A 20,045-nucleotide genomic window follows, 5' to 3' on the forward strand; every position below is an offset into this window, starting at 1 on the left:
ACTAAAAAGCTATTTAAAAAAATTAGTTTTTAAACTATATTGTTTCCCCGCTAAAACATCGTATTGTATCATCCGATAATCTTCATACGTAGTTTTCGCAGCGCCAGTCAGTGTTAAATTTTTCTGCCAGCTTCCTTGTTTGAAGTACATATTTTTTTCAAAAGCTGGTAATGCTTTTTCCAACTTCAAAAGCATTTCATAGTAAGGTGGGGTACCTAACCCTGCTTGAGAAAATAAATTAGGCGCAAAATAAAACGGACTTGTGATTGCCTCATGCTGTCCACTTTTTACCAATTTTCCTGCGGAATCAAAAATTAAGAATTGTGTCTCATGCAAATTTGTACCATCGTTTTTCTTCTGAATTGTATCTGAGTAAATTCCCGGTAAATGGTCCCCCCAAAAAACTATAAGTGTACGACGTGGTAATTTTTTAACTGCTTCTGTAAAATTCTGCAGTGCTTTTGCACTATAAGCCACGTCTTGTAAATAATTGGCAATTGCATTTGTATTTCCTTCAGTTGCCACATGGTAGGGAATATTCCCATATTTATCGCCATAAGGCATATGTGTTTGCATCGTAACCAAATGAACAAATTGAGGCTGTTTCGCATCTTTTAAAAGAGATAAAATTTCATCGTAGGCTGATTCATCGGAGATATACGGATTATTTTCAATCTTATTACGATATTTCATCGTATCTTGATCTAAGAAGCGGTCAAATCCTAAAATCGAATAAACATCTTTACGTTTATACATAGACGTATCATAAGGATGAATTGCTGTTGCCTGATAGCCATTTTGTTTTGTTAAAGAGACGAGCGAAGGCAACTGTTTTAATTTGGGTACTAATAGGGTATAAGGAGTTGTCATCTGCGCATTTAACGGTTCCATACTAAAGCTAGTCAATGCTTCAAATTCAATATTTGCGGTGCCCCCGCCATAATTTTGTGATAACATTTTGCCACTATAGGTTTTGTTGGCCACAGCATAATAATCAGCCAACGGTTCACCAGTATATTGTACGCCTTCTAAATGGGCTGGATCTGAAAAACTTTCTGACATGACATAAATAATATTCGGTTTTTCTTCGCTGCCTTTTTCACCTTGGTATTTTTTTACAATTTCTGCAACTTTTTCTTCAGAATAATCTTTTGGTTTTGTCATGGCATCGACTCGCAAATTATATAAAAATCCTCCGACAAAACCGACATTATAATAATTCATCTTTTGTGAATAAGGAATCCACAATGCCGTTTTATTGTACGCTTTTCGCAATAAATTATCGTTAGAATTAAAATGACTCGCATACAATAAAAAGAGCAAACTAACTAAAAAGACTACGCCACGCATAATTTGTCCACCACGAGATAATTTGCGGCTGCGATAAATACTGTAACCTAATGCTGCAAGTGCCAAGATAATCGCACTCAGCGCAAAAATGAAAATTGGCCAACCTACCATATCCTTTAAAACAGCCAGTTGCCCTATCATCTTTAAGTCATCAGGATAAATAGGTTCTTGCCGTGCCGCCATTTTCTGGTAATCTGCAAAACCCAACAGACCAATTGCAATACTATAAAATAGACTACCAAATAAAAGCGAACCCGCAACTGTAGCAAAAACACCATAGACTGCCAACAATACTAAGCTTCCTAGGAAAAACTTAGTCGTGTGCCACGAAAAAGCAAATTTTAAAGCTAAATCTACTGACAAATTATTTTGACACCACTGTAAATATAAATTACTGATAAGAATTAACAAAAAAATAGCTATACCAGCTAATAGATACTTTATTTTTTTCATGAAGAAACCTTCTATTCGTTAATATTATTATAAAATTAATTGTAGTAGCCTTTATTTTAGCGGTTTGCTTTACTAGTGTAAAGAAACTAGTGGAAATTTAAAAAAGACAAAAAAAAGAGGAACCAAACTGGTATCCTCTAGCCGTTGTTGACGGAGTCTTCCCCAAAACTCCACTTTTAGTATAAAATAAACAAAGTTATATAGCAAAAGTGAGGGTAGGATTTTAATTAAAAACTAATTTAGTCCATCATACTCTTATTTTACTTCCAGAAGTTATCAAAAACAGTAATCGGTAAATGACGCTTATGTTGTCCTTTTGCCCACCAGGATTCAATTGTGGTTTGCGCTTTTTTTGAAACTGTTTTTCCTTCTAAATAATCATCAATTTCATCATACGTAACTCCTAATGCAACTTCATCGGCAATAAGAGGTTTATCATCTTCTAAATCTGCCGTAGGAACTTTCAAATACAATGCTTCTGGTGCGCCTAACTCTTTTAGTAAAAGTTTTCCTTGACGCTTATTTAAACGAAATAGAGGTAAGATATCAGCGCCACCATCACCAAATTTGGTAAAAAAGCCGGTAATATTTTCCGCCGCATGGTCTGTGCCAATTACTGCACCGCTATAGGCTCCGGCGATAGCATATTGCGTAATCATACGTTGACGGGCTTTGATATTTCCTTTATTAAAATCTGAAATTTCAACACCAGCTGCTTGTAATGCAGCCGTTTGCCCATCAACAGCCGCCTTAATATTCACCACTAAGGAAACATCTGGTTGTATAAATTCTAATGCCTGTTGCGCATCTGCTTCATCAGCTTGCGTACCATATGGCAAACGCACTGCGATAAATTGATACTCTTGTCCTGTTTCCGCGCGTAATTCTGTAATAGCTAATTGAGCTAACCTTCCTGCTAAGCTGGAATCTTGTCCCCCACTAATACCTAAAACAAGTGATTTTAAAAAGGTGTTGCGTTTTAAATAGGCTTTTAAAAATTCAACACTTACTCTAATTTCTGCCTGTGGATCAATGACAGGTTTAACGCCCAGTGTTTCAATGATTTCTGTTTGTAAAGACATTAAAAACGTCCCTCCTCTTTGGTTACAGCTGCAACAGATTTACGAACCTTTTCCATAATCGCCATTTTGTGGTTCCAACAATCCGTTGATAAATCTACTGGATACTGTTGTGGGTTCAAATCACGTTTGTATTCATCCCATAAAGAATCTAGACATTCATGGGCATAAGCTTTAATGTGGTTCAAATCTGGCAGTTCATAGACTAATTTGCCTTTATTAAAAATTTCTTGTAATACAGGCCGGGCACTAAAATCACGAACAGTTTTATTAATGAACGTATGCACAGGATGAAACATAAAGATTTCTTCTTCTTCCCGTGGGTCTTCATCCCACAATGTAATGTAATCTCCTTCAGATTTGCCATCTTTATTTCGATTAATCCGCCAAACTTGTTTTTTACCAGGCGTTGTTACTTTTTCTGCATTTGAGGAAAGTTTAATAGTATCTACCATTTGACCGTGATCATCTTCAATAGAAACTAATTTATAAACAGCACCTAATGCCGGTTGGTCATAGGCCGTGATTAATTTCGTCCCTACACCCCACACATCAATTTTTGCTTTTTGCATTTTCAAACTTAAAATAGTATTTTCATCTAAGTCATTTGAAGCATAAACTTTAGCCTGAGTAAAACCTGCTTCATCCAATTGTTCACGAACTTTTTTTGAAATGTAGGCCATATCACCTGAATCGATGCGAACACCTAAGAAATTAATCTTATCGCCCATTTCCTTGGCTACTTTAATTGCCGCTGGCACACCTAGTTTCAAAGTATCATAAGTATCTACTAAAAATACACAATCTTTGTGTGTTTTTGCATAAGCCATAAACGCATCGTAATCATTGCCATAAGATTGGACTAAAGAGTGAGCATGGGTGCCACTAGCAGGAATACCAAAGATTTTACCTGCTCGCACGTTGCTTGTTGCATCCGCTCCCCCAATAAAAGCTGCGCGAGTACCCCAAAAAGCTGCATCAACTTCTTGGGCCCGCCGAGAACCAAATTCCAATAAAGGATCATCCCCAATAACAGATTTAATGCGTGCAGCTTTAGTGGCGATTAAAGTTTGAAAATTCACCATATTTAATAAAGCTGTTTCTATTAACTGTGCTTGTGCTAAAGGCCCTTCAATTTGCACGATTGGTTCATTACTAAAGACCAAATCGCCTTCTAAGGCTGAACGAACGGTACAGCTAAATTTAAAATCCACTAAATAATCTAAAAATTCTTCCGGATAACCTGTAACTTCTCTTAAATAAGCGATATCACTTTCCGTAAAACGTAAGTTTTCTAAATAGCGGACAAAACGCTCTAAGCCTGCAAAAATCGCATAGCCAGTTTTAAAAGGCATCTCACGAAAATAACACTCAAAAACAGCGTGACGGTCGGCGCGCCCCAACTCCCAATATGTCTTCATCATATTCAATTGATATAAATCTGTATGCAGCGTTAAGCTGTCGTCAGGATATAATTTTTGCATCAGTTAATCTCCTCAAGATATTTTATGCCTTCCATTATATCAAAAATTCATAAAAAGATAGAAAAATCGCACTTTTTCTTTCATTGAAAGCAAAAAAGAGGTGTAAGAGCCAACATTTCTCTTACCTCCCCTTTTAAATAAAATGTAGTTTTGCGGTTACTATGTGATAACAGCATTAAGCTTATCACAATTTAAACCACAGAATATTTAATTTTCCAAAACAGTATACTCAACTAAGATAATGTCTTTGCGCGGCTTGGAAAATTTACTACCTGCATCTTGCATCTTTTGTTTAATGTTAACATCTACCTGAACCGCGTGCCGTTCCACTTTCAATAAGCGATGGATAATCGTATCTACTTCTTCTTTTCGAATTTTTTTGCGGTCATTAATTAAAATTAACCGAATTTTATCATAGGTATCCGCATAAATAATTTGTATGCGATCTGCAGAATACAATTTATAATACTTAATTGCCGTTTTTCCAAAAACAAATTTAGTAATATTAGGATAAAATGTTTCTAAGTTTAAATTTTTATTTACAGGCGTTTCGATTATTTTCATAACATCTTTCCTTTCAATTTCATCAGGCACTAACACTTTTTTGACTTCTACTTAATGATAGTATAACACATTTCAATTTCAACTTTAGTGAAGAAAGTTTGTCTAAACCTCCAAAGCATCGTATTCTTATCTCTTTTACTTACAAAAAATATTTGTTCATTCGTTTCAATTTATAACCATTTTCCGAATATAATATCTAGCAAAAAATCTTCCGCAAAAAAACTTGACTTTGACGCAACGTCAAAGTTTATTCTATAGTGGAGAAATGAAGTTGAACAAGCAAAAGCTGGGAGGAGCACCCATGTACACCATTAATGAATTAGCTAAACTTGCAAAGATTTCCACCCGCACACTACGGTATTACGATCAAATTGGCCTGCTAAAAGCAAAACGCCAGAAAAACACGGAATACCGCTATTATGATGAACGTGCAGTGGATGAATTACAGCAAATTTTATTTTTCAAAAGTTTCGGCTTTACTTTAACAAAAATTAAAGATGCAATGAATCTACCTCAAGAAAAGCGTTTAAACTTGCTGGAAGAACAATACCATCTTCTTTTGACGCAACAAACCCAGTTAACTAAAATGATTCAGGCTCTTTCTCAAACATTGGTTTATTACAAAGGAGGAAATTATATGAACGATAGCGAAAAATTTGCAGCGTTTAAAGCCGAAAAGATTGCAACCAATGAGGCACAATATGGTCAAGAAATCCGTGAAAAATATGGCAATGAAATAGTCAATGCTGCCAATGATAAATGGTCCCACCTTACAGTGGAACAATACGAGCAGTTACAAAAGGCAGAAAGTGATTTATTTGCTAATTTAAAAATTTTATCTCAATCTGAAACAATTAACCTGGACAGTACAATTGCCCAAAATGTTTTTAACGCTCATAAAACTTGGCTGCAAATTGCGGCCCCATTTTATAATCAAAACTATCACCGCAGTCTTGCCGACATGTATGTGGAAGATCAACGTTTTGCAACCTATTATAACGATCGTGTTGCGAGCGATATAATAGGTGTTATGCGAGATATCATTTATCATTATACAAATGACTTTCTTTTTTAAATAAAATAAATTTGCACTAAAAATGCCTTAGTATTTATCCTTTTCACGTAATGACAAGATAAAAAAGTGATGATCCTTTGCGGATCATCACTTTTTAATACTACAAATTACATCATACCGCCCATTGCAGCAGGATCCATTCCTGGTGCAGCAGGTGCTGCTTGTGGTTCTGGTTTATCCGCAACGACAGCTTCAGTCGTTAACAATAAAGCAGCAACAGATGCAGCATTTTGCAATGCTGAGCGTGTTACTTTAGTTGGGTCAACGATACCAGCTTCTACCATGTTTACCCATTCGCCATTAGCAGCGTTAAAGCCCATCCCGATTTCAGCATGTTTTAATTTATCGATGATAACAGAGCCTTCATATCCTGCATTTTCAGCAATCTGACGTACTGGTTCTTCTAAAGCACGTTCCACAATTTTCACGCCTGTTGCAATATCGCCTTCTGCTTCAATGGCAGCAACTTGTGCAATCACATTTACTAAGGCAGTACCACCACCAGAAACCATACCTTCTTCAACAGCGGCACGAGTCGCATTCAAGGCGTCTTCAATACGTAACTTCATTTCTTTTAATTCTGTTTCAGTTGGCGCACCAACTTTAATTACAGCTACACCACCAGCTAATTTTGCTAGTCGTTCTTGTAATTTTTCACGGTCAAAATCAGACGTTGTTTCGGCAATTTGGTTTTTAATTAATTGTACACGGGCTGCAATTGCATCTTTTTCACCAGCGCCTTCAACAATTGTTGTGTTGTCTTTATCCACAACCACTTTGCTTGCTTGACCTAAACTTTCAATTGTTGCATCTTTTAATTCAAGACCTAAGTCTTCTGTGATGACAGTACCACCAGTTAAAACAGCGATATCTTCTAGCATTGCTTTGCGGCGATCACCAAATCCTGGAGCTTTTACTGCAACAACGTTGAAAGTACCACGGATTTTGTTTAAAACAAGTGTTGGTAATGCTTCCCCATCAACATCGTCAGCAATAATTAACAATGGTTTTGATTGTTGTAAAATTTGTTCTAACAACGGCAAGATATCTTGAATATTAGAGATTTTTTTATCCGTAATTAAAATATAAGGGTTATCTAGAACAGCTTCCATTTTATCGTTATCTGTTACCATATATTGTGATAAGTAACCACGATCAAATTGCATACCTTCTACAACATCTAGTTCGGTTTCAATCCCTTTAGATTCTTCAATTGTGATAACCCCATCGTTACCAACTTTTTCCATTGCATCAGCAATGTAGTTTCCTACTAATTCGCTACCTGAAGAAACAGCACCTACTTGAGCAATGGCTTCTTTTGAGTCAACGATTGAAGAAATGTTGTGTAATTGTGCTACTGCTGTCTTTGTAGCCAATTCAATTCCACGACGAATGCCTAGAGGATTAGCTCCTGCTGTAACGTTTTTAATTCCTTCTCTAACAATTGCTTGTGTTAGAACTGTTGCAGTTGTTGTACCGTCACCAGCAATATCATTTGTTTTAGACGCAACTTCAGAAACAAGTTTTGCTCCCATGTTTTCAAAATGATCTTCTAATTCAATTTCTTTTGCAATTGTAACACCATCATTAGTAATTAATGGTGAACCATATGATTTTTCCAAAACAACGTTACGACCTTTAGGCCCTAAGGTTACTTTTACTGTATCAGCTAATTTATCTACCCCACGCACCATAGCGGCCCGTGCGTCTTCTGCAAATTTAATATCTTTTGCCATGCTAAAACACCTCATTTTAATTTTTTATGATGATTTTATTTGTGATTACTCTACAATAGCAATAATATCTTTACCATTAACGATTAAATACTCTTTGCCGTCATACTTCACTTCTGATCCAGCATATTTTTCAAACATTACTTGATCTCCCACAGCAACTGGGATTGCGGCTTTTTCACCATTTTCTAAAAAGCGACCTTCACCAACGGCAACAACTGTACCTGTTTGTGGTTTTTCTTGTGCAGCTGATGCTAACACGATTCCACCTACAGATTTTTCTTCTTCTTTTGCGACTTCAATGATCACGCGATCACCTAATGGTTTTAACACGATATATCCCTCCATCAATTTTCATGTATTAGCACTCTATATGTAAGAGTGCTAACCTACAAGAACTATATTACTCATTTTAACCTTACAATGCAAGTTTTTTCCCTTGTTTTTTTATCAAAGAAATTTTGTCTTTTTTTTGAACTCATTGTCTTAAGAAAGTGATTCCGGTATACTAATTAAATAACTGGAGGACAAAATAAATGTCACAAATTAAGTACAGTTTTTTATCCGTTTTGTGTTATGCATTAATTTTTTTTATTCCTGATATGATCAAACTACACAATGGCACGACACTAACTGCCAGTTTATCTTATCTAATTGGTACGGGAATTTTAATCATTTTATATCAAAAAGTTCGTCCTTTATCTTTTGAAAGTAAAAGTGTTAGTCCTAAAAAAGACCTTCTCATTAGTTTTATTGGAATATTATCAATTATCTTACTAGTAGGTGTTGGGGGGTATATTGAAACTTTTTTTAGTTTTCAAAATAACTTCAATCGTGGTCTTAACATGCTAGATGTTTTATGGCAAAGACCAATTTTTGCAATGATTGCTACTATTTGCGGCCCAATTATAGAAGAGTTTGTTTTTCGCCGAGCTTGTATTGGTTTTTTTAGCGAATATTTTTCTTTGCGATTTGCAATTTTATTTAGTGCAACAGCTTTTGCGTTAGTCCATGTTGATAGTGATATCTTTATTTATTTCATTTTAGGATATGTTTTATCTTTACTTTATGTTAAGAGTGGTTCCTTAAAAACTGCTATTATTAGTCACTGCGGCTCTAATATTTTGGTTTTGGCTATTCAAGTACTACGTTTTGCAACTTAATTTTTTCGTCTCCTTTTTTAGGAGGCGTTTTTTTAGCAAAAAAAGAGGCTTACCGCTAAAATGAATGCTGTAATAGTTTTTTTATAAATTGAGGAGGCGTTTTGATGAAAATTGGAATTATTGGTGCTACCGGGCACGTTGGCAGCCACCTTGTAAAAGCAGCATTAGCAGATAATCACGACGTTACTGCAATCGTTCGTAGCCCAGAAAAATTGCAAGTTTCGGTTCCAGTCTTAAAAAAAGATCTTTTTGCATTAACGACGACAGATTTGACTGCTTTTGATGTTGTTATTGATGCCTTTAATGCCCCGCTAGGAAAAGAAGAACTCCACCAAACAAGTTTGCTTCATTTAGCGAAAATTTTAAGTGGAACAGCAGTATGGTTGATCGTTGTCGGCGGCGCATCTTCTTTATATTTAAGCGCTGAACGCTCCAAACGCTTATTGGATACCATCCCAGCTAATTCGCCAATTTATCCAACTGCGTCAAATATGGCACAAGCATTGGCTGAATTAAAGAAAGTATCAAATAGTACTTGGACATATGTTTCACCTGCGGCTAATTTTATTTACAAAGCACCTTATACTGGTAAATATCAGATTAATAAAGATATCTTAGAAAAAGACTCTGCTGGAAAAAGTGAGGTCAGCATGGCGGATTACGCCAAAGGAATAATGGATTTAATCAAACACCCACAAAAGAATATTCATATAAGTATTGCTGGAGACAGCTCAAATTATTCAGCGTAAACGTAAAGAAAAACCACGACTTTAACCGTCGTGGTTTTTCTACTCATTAAATCGCTTAAAGCGCAAATAATTCACTTGCTTGATCTGGATCTGTATCATAAATTTTAAAGTTATAATCTACACCTAGATCATGTTCTTTTAAAACATTTTTCATAGTCAAATGGGCAAGCTCTTTCATGTTGTTTTCTTTACTTAAATGTCCCAAATAAATCCGTTTGGTGTTATCCCCAATAATATCAGTCATAACCAAGGCACCATCTTCATTTGACAAATGTCCCCGATCTCCTAAAATTCGTTGTTTTAAACTCCAAGGATAAGGACCCATTCGTAACATTTCCAAATCATGATTACTTTCTACTAAATAGGCGTCTGCATCGCGAATAATTCCGCGGACATGATCGCTACAATAGCCTGTATCTGTCAGCATGACAAACGATTTGCCATCTTTATGAAAACGATAAAATTGTGGCGCAGCTGCATCATGGGAAACACCAAAACTTTCAACATCCATATCACCGAACGTTAATACTTTACCCATTTCAAAAATGTGTTTTTGTGCGACATCAATTTTGCCCAGCATTCCTTCCATTGCTTGCCAAGTTCCTTCATTGGCGTAAATATCTAGTCCGTATTTCCGCGCCAAAACACCTACTCCATGAATATGGTCGCGATGTTCATGCGTTACCAAGATTGCATCTAAGTCAGCAGGATTTTTGCCAACTTCTGCCAGCAATGATGTAATTTTCTTGCCAGAAAGACCGGCATCAACCAGCAATCGTTTTTTTTCACTTTCAATATACAAAGAATTACCAGAACTGCCACTGGCTAAAACACTGATTTTTAAAGCAGCTTCTACCATCTGCTAGACTTCCCTTCAACTAAACTAATAAATTAGAGCGTGATTGAACTTGTACCATCACCTTCTAAATGAATTTATTATACATACCTTAATTAGTATTTTCCACTTTTTGTAACGTATTATTTGTAATGATACGATTAGTAAAAGCATTAACTGTTTCAATTTGAATATTATTTTTTCCAGTTCCCACAGCTACTAACCATGCAGGTACATAAACGTTTTTGCCACGAACTTGTAAGATCATTACATAAGACAACTGACGCCATAAAATTTTTGATTTTGCCGGTAATTTATTATTGATGTAAAGTGTATTGACGGCATCTTTTTCACTGTACAACGCCATCTTTTCCCGAAGCTTTTCAATTGCAGATAAATGCGTCTGCATATAACGGGAAACCCGTAATAAGCCATCGTTTTCTTCTAAAATTATTTCCATTTTACTTGTATCATCATAAAAGGGAATCCCTTCAAAACTTTGCGCACAAATAATTTCTGGATATTCTGGATTAGTTAATGATTCATGAGGCACATACATATATTCTTGCCCAAATAAAACTTCACTTGAATCCTTCAAAAAAGAATTCACATTTTCTTTGGTCTCTTTACTATCTTTAATGTAAAAATTTGTACTTGGCGTATAGATAAATTGACTCTGATTTTCTCCTGAAAAATTCAAACCATTGTTAAATGCCGCACCATTTTTTTCTTTTGCACTACCAACAGCATCAGCCATATTGGTGGGGACTGCTGCTAAATAATATCCCTCTTTTACCTTAGAAGATAATTCCCCTTTAATGCTAATTTCATCAGCTTCTAAACGTTGCACAATGTCGATTTTCTGATTTGTACTAGAAACATTTCCTTCTTCATTTTTAGTAGCATGGTAAATGTTGAATAAAAAGATATTCACTCCAAGAAATGCTAAGAAGAAGATCCATTCGATTTTTTTAAAATCCAATTAATCCGCCCCCGCTTCTTGCTGAATTTTAGCTATTAGACTATCATAGGAATACCAATTACCATCATAGCGAATATACCACATTGGTACTAAATCAACGACACCGCTAGTGGCAGATAAATCTTGACGTACATAAGCAATGACTAACGATTGAATCAAACTTTGATCTACCCCCATATAAGCTAAATTTTCAATAATTGTGTGGCTAGGGGGCAATTCTACAACTTCATCTGAGGGAATCGGTACTTGAATGGCATTCATACTTGATAGAATTTGGACTGGCAAAGCACCGTTGTCGGTTTTGCTTTCGCTATTTACCTTTAAATTGACTTCTCCTTGATAGGCATCCCCAAATACGGGATAACCCTCGACAAAAATGCGATAAGTAATTTCATCTTTATCGCGATCAAAATAACGTAGGTTTCCTAAGTTGGCACCAAGGCGGGTAATATAGCTGAAACTTTGCGAATAAATATCACCTTCCCCACCGCTTAAATCAATTTCACCACGAAAATCAATGAGTTGCTTATCTTCTTGAATACTCATATTTTCAGTACCGTCATACAATACGAGATTACTCGTTTCTTCGTTCATTTTTACATCTTGCGGATTAGTAAAAAAGGCGTCACGAAAGGTTGTATAAGATAAATTGGAGGCAATATAACTATACCGTTTCAATTTAACAGGAGTTTGCGTATTGTATTGCATACTACTGATACGATTTTCTTCATTCATTTGCATCCAATTCTTTTCAGCCGCTTGACTTACTATTTGTGTAATTTTCAACTCATCAATGGTTATTGGTACTTCTACAATTTGATGACGCCGCATATTGACAAACCGAATTTGATGGCTACCAAAATCAATCTGAGCTTTGGTAAAATGAACATCTTGCAGTTTATCCAGCGCTAAATCTAAATTGAACATTTCCACGTATTCTTTCACTAAAAATGGACCAAAATAAGAAAGCTCAACACCATTTTTAATATCCACATCTGCAAAGAAAGCTGCATCATTATCATAGCTCTTTTTTTCTGGGGTACCAAAACTTGCTTTATTCACTAAATCTTGAATATCACTAATAATTGTATCAGTAGAGGTTTGCTTAATGTTTCCCTCGCCATTTATCCATACTAGGCGCAATGGCAAAAAAATGTCGGTTGCTTTTCGAATATTTTGAGTTGTACTTACAACTCTTTCAGCCTGTTTATTGGTTTGTAAGTTACTACGAGCAGTCGGACTTAACCAAATCATATAAGAAAGATAAAAACTTAATGCGATTAAAAAAATTAAGCCGATACGAATAATACGCTCGGATATTTTCATTCCCACCATTCCCCCTCATATGGTTCATAAGGTAATGTAATAAAGAAAGTTGAGCCTTTGTTTTCTTTACTTTCAGCCCAAATAGTACCGCCATGAGACTTAATTACTTCTTTTGAAATGGCTAAACCTAAGCCAGTCCCACCTTGTTTTCGAGCTCTTGCTTTATCTACACGATAAAAACGATCAAATACTTTTTGAAGATCTTTTTTCGGAATACCTAATCCTTGATCTTGGATGCTCAACACAATATTATTATGGGTTTCCATCAAACGAACGATAATAGTACCGCCATCTGGCGAATATTTAATGGCGTTATTCATGATATTATCAATCACTTGCATCATTTTATCTGTGTCCACCTCAACCCATAATTCTCGTTTAGTGAACTCTCGACGAATTTTGTATTTTTTCTTTTGGTCTTGAGAATTCATCATCATATCAAAACGATCCAAAACAAAATTTACTAGTTCATTAAAGTTGATATATTCTAATTGCATAGTGTTTCTACCATTATCCATCCGCGATAAGTTCAAAAGATCATTAATCATGCGAATCATACGATCTGTTTCATCTAAAGTCACTTTTAAGAAATTAGGAGCAATCTCTTTATCTTGCCAAGCCCCTTCACTTAAAGCTTCAATGTAACTTCGCATACTAGTTAATGGCGTGCGCAATTCATGGGAAACGTTTGAAACAAACTCACGCCGTTCTTGCTCTGTTTTCTCCTGTTCAGTAACATCATGCATGACTGCTACCAACCCGCTGATAAACCCTGATTCTCGTCGAATCATTGAAAAATCCGTTCGTAAAATAATCTCACTACCATCTACTGCTTCCCGAGAAATTAACATTTCATCGGGATTTTCTAATAATTTACGCAAAGTGTAATCTTCTTCAATATCCAAAAGCTCTAGGATAGAGTGACCTACAGCTTCTTCACTTGTCACATTCAAAAGATTTATTGCCATTTCATTAATCGTAATCACCTTGCCACGTCTATCAGTAGCAATAACGCCATCTGTCATATGCGAAAGGACACTATCTAAGCGATTTCGTTCGGCTTCCATGGCTTCTTGGGTTTCTTCAATTCGATCACCCAACTGATTAAATGTTTCTGCCAGCTGCCCTAATTCATCTTTCCCATAAACAGCGACCTTACGGCTATAATCACCTCTAGCAATTCTTCTTGCTTGTTCTCGCATTTCGCCAATCGGCTGCGTAATTGACCGAGACACCAATACAGCTACTACAATTGAAATCGCGGCAGCTATAATTGAAGCTGTCACAAAAATCAGAGCTGTATTTTGAATTTCTAAGTATTGTTTTTCAATATCACTTTTAATATAAACTGCACCAATAATACTATCCCCGGTGGGAGATTGAATCGGCTGCACATTTATATAGACTCGATTTCCAGTTGCATCATCAATAGCCATTTCGGATTTTACCGCTAGATCATCAATATCGCGATAATCATTTTTTTTACCTCGAGCACTACGGTCTGAAACATTCGTAGTTGCCCTGACGATACCTTTTTCATCCACTACCCTAATTTCAATGATATCGCCACTTTTATTCGTATCAATTATTCGCTGGATTGACGCATCTGCTGCATCTGTGTCTTTATCATTATCCTTGCTCAGTTCTGAGCCAAGCGTGCCAGATAAGCTTGCTGCTTGTCGGTTCATACTGGTGGTAAAACTTTCGATCGTTTTATTTTCCAATCCGCGAATAAAATACGCCCCGATAATCTCGATCGAAATAATTAAGATCAAGATAAATGCCAGGGCGATTTTAAAGTTCACCGATTGAAAAAAGCGAACTTTCTTATTCATTCCATTACTCCTGTTCCGGATTGCGCAAGTAGTAACCTACGCCTCTTCGTGTCACTAAATAATTGGGATGACTTGGATTATCTTCAATTTTTTCTCGTAAGCGTCGGACTGTTACGTCAACGGTGCGAACATCTCCAAAATAATCATAACCCCATACAGTTTGTAATAAGTGCTCTCTAGTCATTACTTGGCCAATATGTTTTGCCAAATAATGTAACAACTCAAATTCCCGATGGGTTAATTCAATAGCCTCACCATTTTTCATAACCATGTATGCTTCTGGTTGAATAGTCAAATCCCCAATAACAAGTTCGGAGTTTGGTGCTTCTTCAACTTCTTTAGCCGCAGTAGATCCACGTCGTAAGTTAGCTTTAACTCGCGCTACGAGTTCACGGTTAGAAAAAGGCTTGGTTACATAATCATCTGCCCCTAATTCCAAGCCTAAAACTTTATCGATTTCAGAATCTTTAGCTGTCACCATGATAATTGGCATATCATAGTTTTTGCGAACTTCCCGCGCTACTTCTAATCCATCAATTTTGGGCAACATTAAATCCAATAAAATCAAGTCCGGCTCGACTTCTTTCACTTTTTCCAGAGCTTCTTCTCCATCAAAAGCAGTGTGTACCTCATAACCTTCCTTGGTTAAATTGAATTTGACGATATCTGAAATTGGTTTCTCATCGTCAACAACTAATATTTTCTTCATTAGAAGACACCTCTTTATGCTTCTTTAAATTTGTCTACACTATTATAACTCATTTTGACAGGCATTTCATTAAATGGGAAATTTACTGCTCTATCAACCTTTTGAAACTAAAAAGCTTAACAAAAGAATAAGAATTTTATCTTCTAACATTGCTGATAAAATTCTTTTTCAATTGTTAAGCCTTTGTCTTTTATAATTTTCAATCCAACGCTTGAATCCCAAAACCCAACAATCCTGGTCCGGTATGCACCACTAATGCAGGAGAAATTTGTCCAAAGAAAAATTCTTTTACTTGAGGAAATTCTTTTTTTAAAACTTCCATCATCATTTTTGCTTCTTCCAACGCATCGCCATGGGCTATCGCCAAACGTATCTTTTGGTGATTTCCTACTGCTGCACGAATCAAACTCAAAGATTTTTCCAAACTTTTCTTACGTCCTCTCGCTTTAGCCACGGTGTAATAAATCCCTTCATCATTACATGAAATAATTGGATTCAATTTTAATGCATTTCCTAAAATTGAAGCTACCAAACCAATTCGCCCGCCCTTTTGCAGATACTCTAAAGTAGCTACATTGAAATAGACTTTATTTTGCAAGACTTCTTTTTCCAACTGTGTAATGAGTTCTGAAAAGGATAATCCTGCCTGTAAAAGATCTGTTGCGCGAATCGCTTGTAATCCTGCACCAATTCCAATATTTTTAGTATCAAAAGCATACGTAGTCAAACCTTCATAATGTTCCCCTAAAAGACGAACAGCGTTATTTGTACCACTTAAACCACCTGAAATTGTAATAGCTAGGACGTGTGTATAGCCATCTTTTTTTATTTGATCAAAAATTTTGTTAATCGTATCGCCATCTGGTAGAGAAGTTGATGGAATCTCTTGACTTAATTTCGCATAAATTTCTTCTGGCGTAATATCTACTTTATCGGTATATTCGCGATCTTTATAAATAATTTTTAAAGGAATAGTGTACATATGATGGGCATCAATTATTTCTTGCGGTACATCTGTTCCAGAATCAACTAGTAATGCAATTTTTTCTTTAGTCATTATTTTCTCCTTTTCGTAAATAATCAATCTCACAACTAATAACCTTTTCAGCTAAAATTTTATTGGCAAAAGCAATCGTAGCTGTTCGAGCAGCTAAGTAAGCAAACGGAATCGGTTCTGTAGGGTAACTTACACCTTTTCCTTGTGCTTGGCGGGCAATCAAGTGAATTGCACTTTCTTGTTCGCGACAAAAAAAATCGTAAGCTTCTCGGATTCCATCAGTTCTTCCTTGAAAAACGATTGCCTCTTTTATTTCTGGAATTGTTAAGACTTGCTTTAATGCTGTAATGGCTAATAAAAACGCAACGTGAGTCCTCGTGTAACGTTTTTTTATAGGTGGGGGAATTAATCCCAATTTAACGTAATTATTCACCATCGATTTGGTTAAAAGTGGGTGCTTATCGCCGGTTGTTACTGGTGATAGATATTGGTCCACCAATTGAATTACTTGATCCATATATAATTCCAAGTCAGGTAATTGATCCCAACGTGGCAAATGGAACTCCTTAATCTCTTCGCCCCACTTTTTTAAAGCTTCATTTTGAAAAATAGCATTCATTCTTAATCCCTCTAAAAAAATTCTAATAATTATATAAAGTAGTTTTGAAAACTAGATAAAACATATCATATTTTCTGTAGCAAAACTAGTGATTAAAGGAAAATTTTAGAAGTTATCTTATGAAAATCGAATCGTAATAATAAATTTCAACCAAAAAAAGACCTGTCGGCGGGGAACCGACAGGCAGGAGTAAAAATGAAAAAGTGTTAGGGTTTGTCTTAAAAAAGACAGGTTATTGTTGGTACTCTTGTATAGTACCCAGAAAATGTGAAAAAAGTGTGAATGAAATTTTCTTCCTCTGTAAAGTTTTTCTTGCGATTAATTAATTTTAGATAAAAATATTTTCTTTTTATTCTTGCAATTTTAAAAACAGAGTGCTAACATAAAAAAGTACTTTTGTGAAAGTATTTGGGCCGTTAGCTCAGTTGGTAGAGCAGCTGACTCTTAATCAGCGGGTCGCGGGTTCGAGCCCCTCACGGCCCATTGGGTGCCAAACCCACACCACCGGTATGATCTCGGCGTCTTTTAGACGTTTCGAAGAGACTGTACGCGGTGGTATTTTTTTTATTACAACAAAATAACAGCGATTAAAAAGAACTCTTGGGTATTACCTTTTAATCGCTGGATGAAAATTTTATAGTTGGACTACTAAATCATGGCATCCTGCTACAGAGAATGTGACGCTCGCTTTCGTATCATCCACTACTTTCACGTAACAAACCGCTCGTCCATTGCGTGTACGCCGATATTTTTCAGCATAATTGGTAATGTCATCCATATCACCATTTTCAAAACCAAGAAATTCACAATTTTCCCCTTTAAAACTGATAATCTGATTCGCATCAGTTAAATTTCCTTGGCAATCAACTAAAGATAATTCAATTTGTTTAATTCCTTCACCTTCTAGCAAAAAGTTTTTAAAACTTGCTGGAGCTTGCCACACCCTAGCTTTTATCCGCTGCGCTTGTCCGACAGGTTTTAAGGTATCTATAATTTTTCTACCGTCTTTTTCTGCTGTCAAAACTAATGCTCCTGCCACGTACGGAACAATTGCAGAATAATACCCCTCCACTTCATCAAAAGTTAAAACAATTGTCTCATCATTTACTTTTAGTTCAAATTTGTCAGCATTCGTATACAAACGAATTTCAATCTGTTCACCTTGGTTATAATTCCATTTGCGATAAACAGCTTCCCAAGGATCTTCAGATTTTTGCATTGCGGGGCGTGTAAATAGACGTGCTGTTAACTCTTTAGACCACCAGCTTTTACGTTTATAAAACATCATCGTTTCATAACCACACATATCTAATAAACCGCGATAAGTGCCATGTTTTGGCCAGACACCCCGAGATTCTCCTAAATAATCGATACCTGTCCATAAAAATTGACCCGCAATATAGTCATTTTCTTTGACTGCTAGCCAGTTTTGATAGCTGTGGCGATTTTCGCTGCCAACAAAAGCTTTATGAGGAAATAGACGATGGTGTTCTTTATATAAGTGTTCTTTATAATTATACCCGATCACGTCTACACTATCGACCAAACCGGTTTGAGACGACAATTCTGGAAAAGCCGCAGCCAGTGTGGTTGGTCGTGTTTGATCTTCTTTATGGACAATTTCACTTAGTTGTTTAGCAATAGTCGTTAGACGACGGGTATCTGGGCGATTAGGATTATAAATTCGTTCTTCTGCTGGTTTATTGGCATCATTGTTGCCTTCCATTTCATTGAACAAATCATTGGCATAAGGATCGTTAGGATAATCAATTTCATTTCCTATACTCCATGCTATAATCGCTGGATGGTTTTTATTACGTTGTACCATATCAATTAAATCTTTTTTGTGCCAAACAGGGAAGTCTTTGGCATAACCTTCATATTTTGGTGGATAAACATTGTGGCCTTGCCACCATTTATTTTTCGGATTTTCCCATTCATCAAACGCTTCATCAAAAACAAAGAAACCTAGTTCATCACACAAATCATATAACACCTGCGCATGAGGATTGTGGGCCATTCGAATGGCGTTACAGCCAACTTCTTTTAATTTTAACAAGCGGCGGAGCCACACTGCTTTAGGAACTGCTGTACCAAAACATCCCGCATCTTCATGCAAACAGACCCCTTTTAATTTTACTTTGTCTGTATCATTTAAAATGAACCCATCATTTGGACTAAATGTACACGTACGAATACCAACTTTTTCATGATAATAGTTTGCTTTACCGTTACTTCTAACACACGTCGTTAACGTATATAAATTAGGCGTTTGTGGCTGCCATAATTGAGCATCTTCCACAGTCGCTTCAAAGTTCAAATTAACTATTGCTCCTATTGTTAAAACAACTTCTTTTTTTCCAACAATTGCAGTATTTCCTTGTGCATCTGTTAAAGTTTGCTTTACCTCTGCCGTCGTTTTTTCCCCAGTGAAATTGCTTACTGCTATTTTTGTTTTAATCATAGCATCATTTCCATGCAAACGCGTTGTTTCAAAAGTAACGCCATAACGATCTACCATCACAGGATTGTGAGTGACAATAGTGACAGGCCGAGAGATACCACTACCGTTGTACCAACGAGAGTCTGCTATATCTGTGTGATCAACTCTAACTGCAATCACAATTTCATCATTTGTGTTGTATTGCAAAATCTCAGTTAAATCAAATTGAAATGAGCTGTATCCCGATGCCCAATTTCCAACATGATAACCATTTACCCAGACTTGGCAGTTTTTATAAACACCGTCAAAACGCAATTGCACAATCTTATTGGTAAACGCCCCAATTTCTGTTGTCGTAATATAAGCGCGATACCAACCAATTCCGCCTGGTAAATAACCTGTACCACTAGAAGCATCTTTCGTAAAGTCCTGAGTAATACTCCAGTCGTGGGGCACCGTAACTTTTTGCCAATTTTCATCATTAAAATCTTTTTGCCAAGCGATCTCGTTGTCACCTAAATAAAAACGCCAATCGCTAATGAGATATTTTTCCATTTACATTGTCCTCCATTAGTAAAATCGCCAAATGTTTTATTACTTACAGTTATTTCATAAAATATTTGCTAGATTTAGCAAACTACTCTTTTTT

Annotated in this window: 17 protein-coding genes and 1 tRNA gene; 4 read left to right on the top strand and 14 right to left on the bottom strand. The window is 36.1% G+C overall.

All coding sequences use genetic code 11. The features are described from left to right. Positions 1 to 9: 9 nt before the first annotated feature. The 4 genes from EsVE80_RS09570 to EsVE80_RS09585 form a co-directional block, all read right to left on the bottom strand. Positions 10 to 1,803, bottom strand: coding sequence for an LTA synthase family protein (locus EsVE80_RS09570; protein WP_173103502.1), 1,794 nt, complete (start codon positions 1,801 to 1,803; stop codon positions 10 to 12). 260 nt (positions 1,804 to 2,063) lie between these two features. Then, a complete protein-coding gene (gene nadE, locus EsVE80_RS09575; RefSeq protein ID WP_173103503.1) occupies positions 2,064 to 2,885 on the bottom strand; it encodes an ammonia-dependent NAD(+) synthetase in 822 nt (273 codons plus the stop codon). Next, on the bottom strand, positions 2,885 to 4,366 hold the full coding sequence (locus EsVE80_RS09580) for a nicotinate phosphoribosyltransferase (protein WP_173103504.1): 1,482 nt from the start codon (positions 4,364 to 4,366) through the stop codon (positions 2,885 to 2,887). Before EsVE80_RS09580 ends, nadE begins: the two co-directional genes overlap by 1 nt. A gap of 207 nt (positions 4,367 to 4,573) precedes the next feature. After that, entirely contained in the window at positions 4,574 to 4,930 is a 357-nt protein-coding gene (locus EsVE80_RS09585; protein WP_173103505.1) for a DUF1827 family protein, read from the bottom strand. A gap of 301 nt (positions 4,931 to 5,231) precedes the next feature. Between EsVE80_RS09585 and EsVE80_RS09590 the strand changes: the two genes are divergently transcribed. Then, positions 5,232 to 6,005 carry a MerR family transcriptional regulator gene (locus tag EsVE80_RS09590; RefSeq protein ID WP_173103506.1) on the top strand — a complete coding sequence of 258 codons (774 nt, stop codon included), beginning with the start codon at positions 5,232 to 5,234 and terminating at the stop codon, positions 6,003 to 6,005. 107 nt (positions 6,006 to 6,112) lie between these two features. On the opposite strand, the gene groL is transcribed toward EsVE80_RS09590, so the two are convergent. Together groL and groES are read right to left on the bottom strand one after the other, a co-directional pair. After that, entirely contained in the window at positions 6,113 to 7,741 is a 1,629-nt protein-coding gene (groL, locus tag EsVE80_RS09595; RefSeq protein WP_173103507.1) for a chaperonin GroEL, read from the bottom strand. 45 nt (positions 7,742 to 7,786) lie between these two features. Beyond that, complete coding sequence (gene groES / locus EsVE80_RS09600) at positions 7,787 to 8,071, bottom strand: co-chaperone GroES (protein WP_173103508.1); 285 nt, start codon at positions 8,069 to 8,071, stop codon at positions 7,787 to 7,789. Between the two features lie 203 nt (positions 8,072 to 8,274). Between groES and EsVE80_RS09605 the strand changes: the two genes are divergently transcribed. Beyond that, the gene (locus EsVE80_RS09605; RefSeq protein WP_173103509.1) at positions 8,275 to 8,901 is read left to right on the top strand and encodes a CPBP family intramembrane glutamic endopeptidase; all 627 of its coding nucleotides are present in this window, start codon (positions 8,275 to 8,277) and stop codon (positions 8,899 to 8,901) included. A 104-nt stretch (positions 8,902 to 9,005) separates the two neighbouring features. After that, complete coding sequence (locus EsVE80_RS09610) at positions 9,006 to 9,650, top strand: NAD(P)-dependent oxidoreductase (protein ID WP_173103510.1); 645 nt, start codon at positions 9,006 to 9,008, stop codon at positions 9,648 to 9,650. A gap of 55 nt (positions 9,651 to 9,705) precedes the next feature. On the opposite strand, the gene EsVE80_RS09615 is transcribed toward EsVE80_RS09610, so the two are convergent. The 7 genes from EsVE80_RS09615 to EsVE80_RS09645 form a co-directional block, all read right to left on the bottom strand. After that, a complete protein-coding gene (locus EsVE80_RS09615) occupies positions 9,706 to 10,509 on the bottom strand; it encodes an MBL fold metallo-hydrolase (protein ID WP_173103511.1) in 804 nt (267 codons plus the stop codon). A gap of 88 nt (positions 10,510 to 10,597) precedes the next feature. Beyond that, entirely contained in the window at positions 10,598 to 11,467 is an 870-nt protein-coding gene (locus EsVE80_RS09620) for a two-component system regulatory protein YycI (RefSeq protein WP_173103512.1), read from the bottom strand. Then, positions 11,468 to 12,793, bottom strand: coding sequence for a YycH family regulatory protein (locus EsVE80_RS09625; protein WP_173103513.1), 1,326 nt, complete (start codon positions 12,791 to 12,793; stop codon positions 11,468 to 11,470). Continuing rightward, complete coding sequence (gene walK, locus EsVE80_RS09630; protein ID WP_173103514.1) at positions 12,790 to 14,628, bottom strand: cell wall metabolism sensor histidine kinase WalK; 1,839 nt, start codon at positions 14,626 to 14,628, stop codon at positions 12,790 to 12,792. Before walK ends, EsVE80_RS09625 begins: the two co-directional genes overlap by 4 nt. A gap of 4 nt (positions 14,629 to 14,632) precedes the next feature. Next, positions 14,633 to 15,337, bottom strand: a complete 705-nt coding sequence (yycF, locus tag EsVE80_RS09635; protein WP_173103515.1) for a response regulator YycF — start codon at positions 15,335 to 15,337, stop codon at positions 14,633 to 14,635. Positions 15,338 to 15,536: 199 nt separating this feature from the next. After that, a complete protein-coding gene (locus EsVE80_RS09640; RefSeq protein ID WP_173103516.1) occupies positions 15,537 to 16,394 on the bottom strand; it encodes a DegV family protein in 858 nt (285 codons plus the stop codon). Then, the gene (locus tag EsVE80_RS09645; RefSeq protein WP_173103517.1) at positions 16,387 to 16,953 is read right to left on the bottom strand and encodes a DUF1836 domain-containing protein; all 567 of its coding nucleotides are present in this window, start codon (positions 16,951 to 16,953) and stop codon (positions 16,387 to 16,389) included. Before EsVE80_RS09645 ends, EsVE80_RS09640 begins: the two co-directional genes overlap by 8 nt. A gap of 410 nt (positions 16,954 to 17,363) precedes the next feature. On the opposite strand from EsVE80_RS09645, the gene EsVE80_RS09650 reads away from it, so the two are divergent. Next, positions 17,364 to 17,436 (top strand) — tRNA-Lys (locus tag EsVE80_RS09650). Positions 17,437 to 17,587: 151 nt separating this feature from the next. On the opposite strand, the gene EsVE80_RS09655 is transcribed toward EsVE80_RS09650, so the two are convergent. Further along, positions 17,588 to 19,951 (bottom strand): glycoside hydrolase family 2 TIM barrel-domain containing protein, encoded by a 2,364-nt coding sequence (locus EsVE80_RS09655; protein WP_173103518.1) that lies wholly within the window; start codon positions 19,949 to 19,951, stop codon positions 17,588 to 17,590. Between the last annotated feature and the right edge of the window lie 94 nt (positions 19,952 to 20,045).

Source organism: Enterococcus saigonensis (assembly GCF_011397115.1).
GTDB lineage: Bacteria > Bacillota > Bacilli > Lactobacillales > Enterococcaceae > Enterococcus_C > Enterococcus_C saigonensis.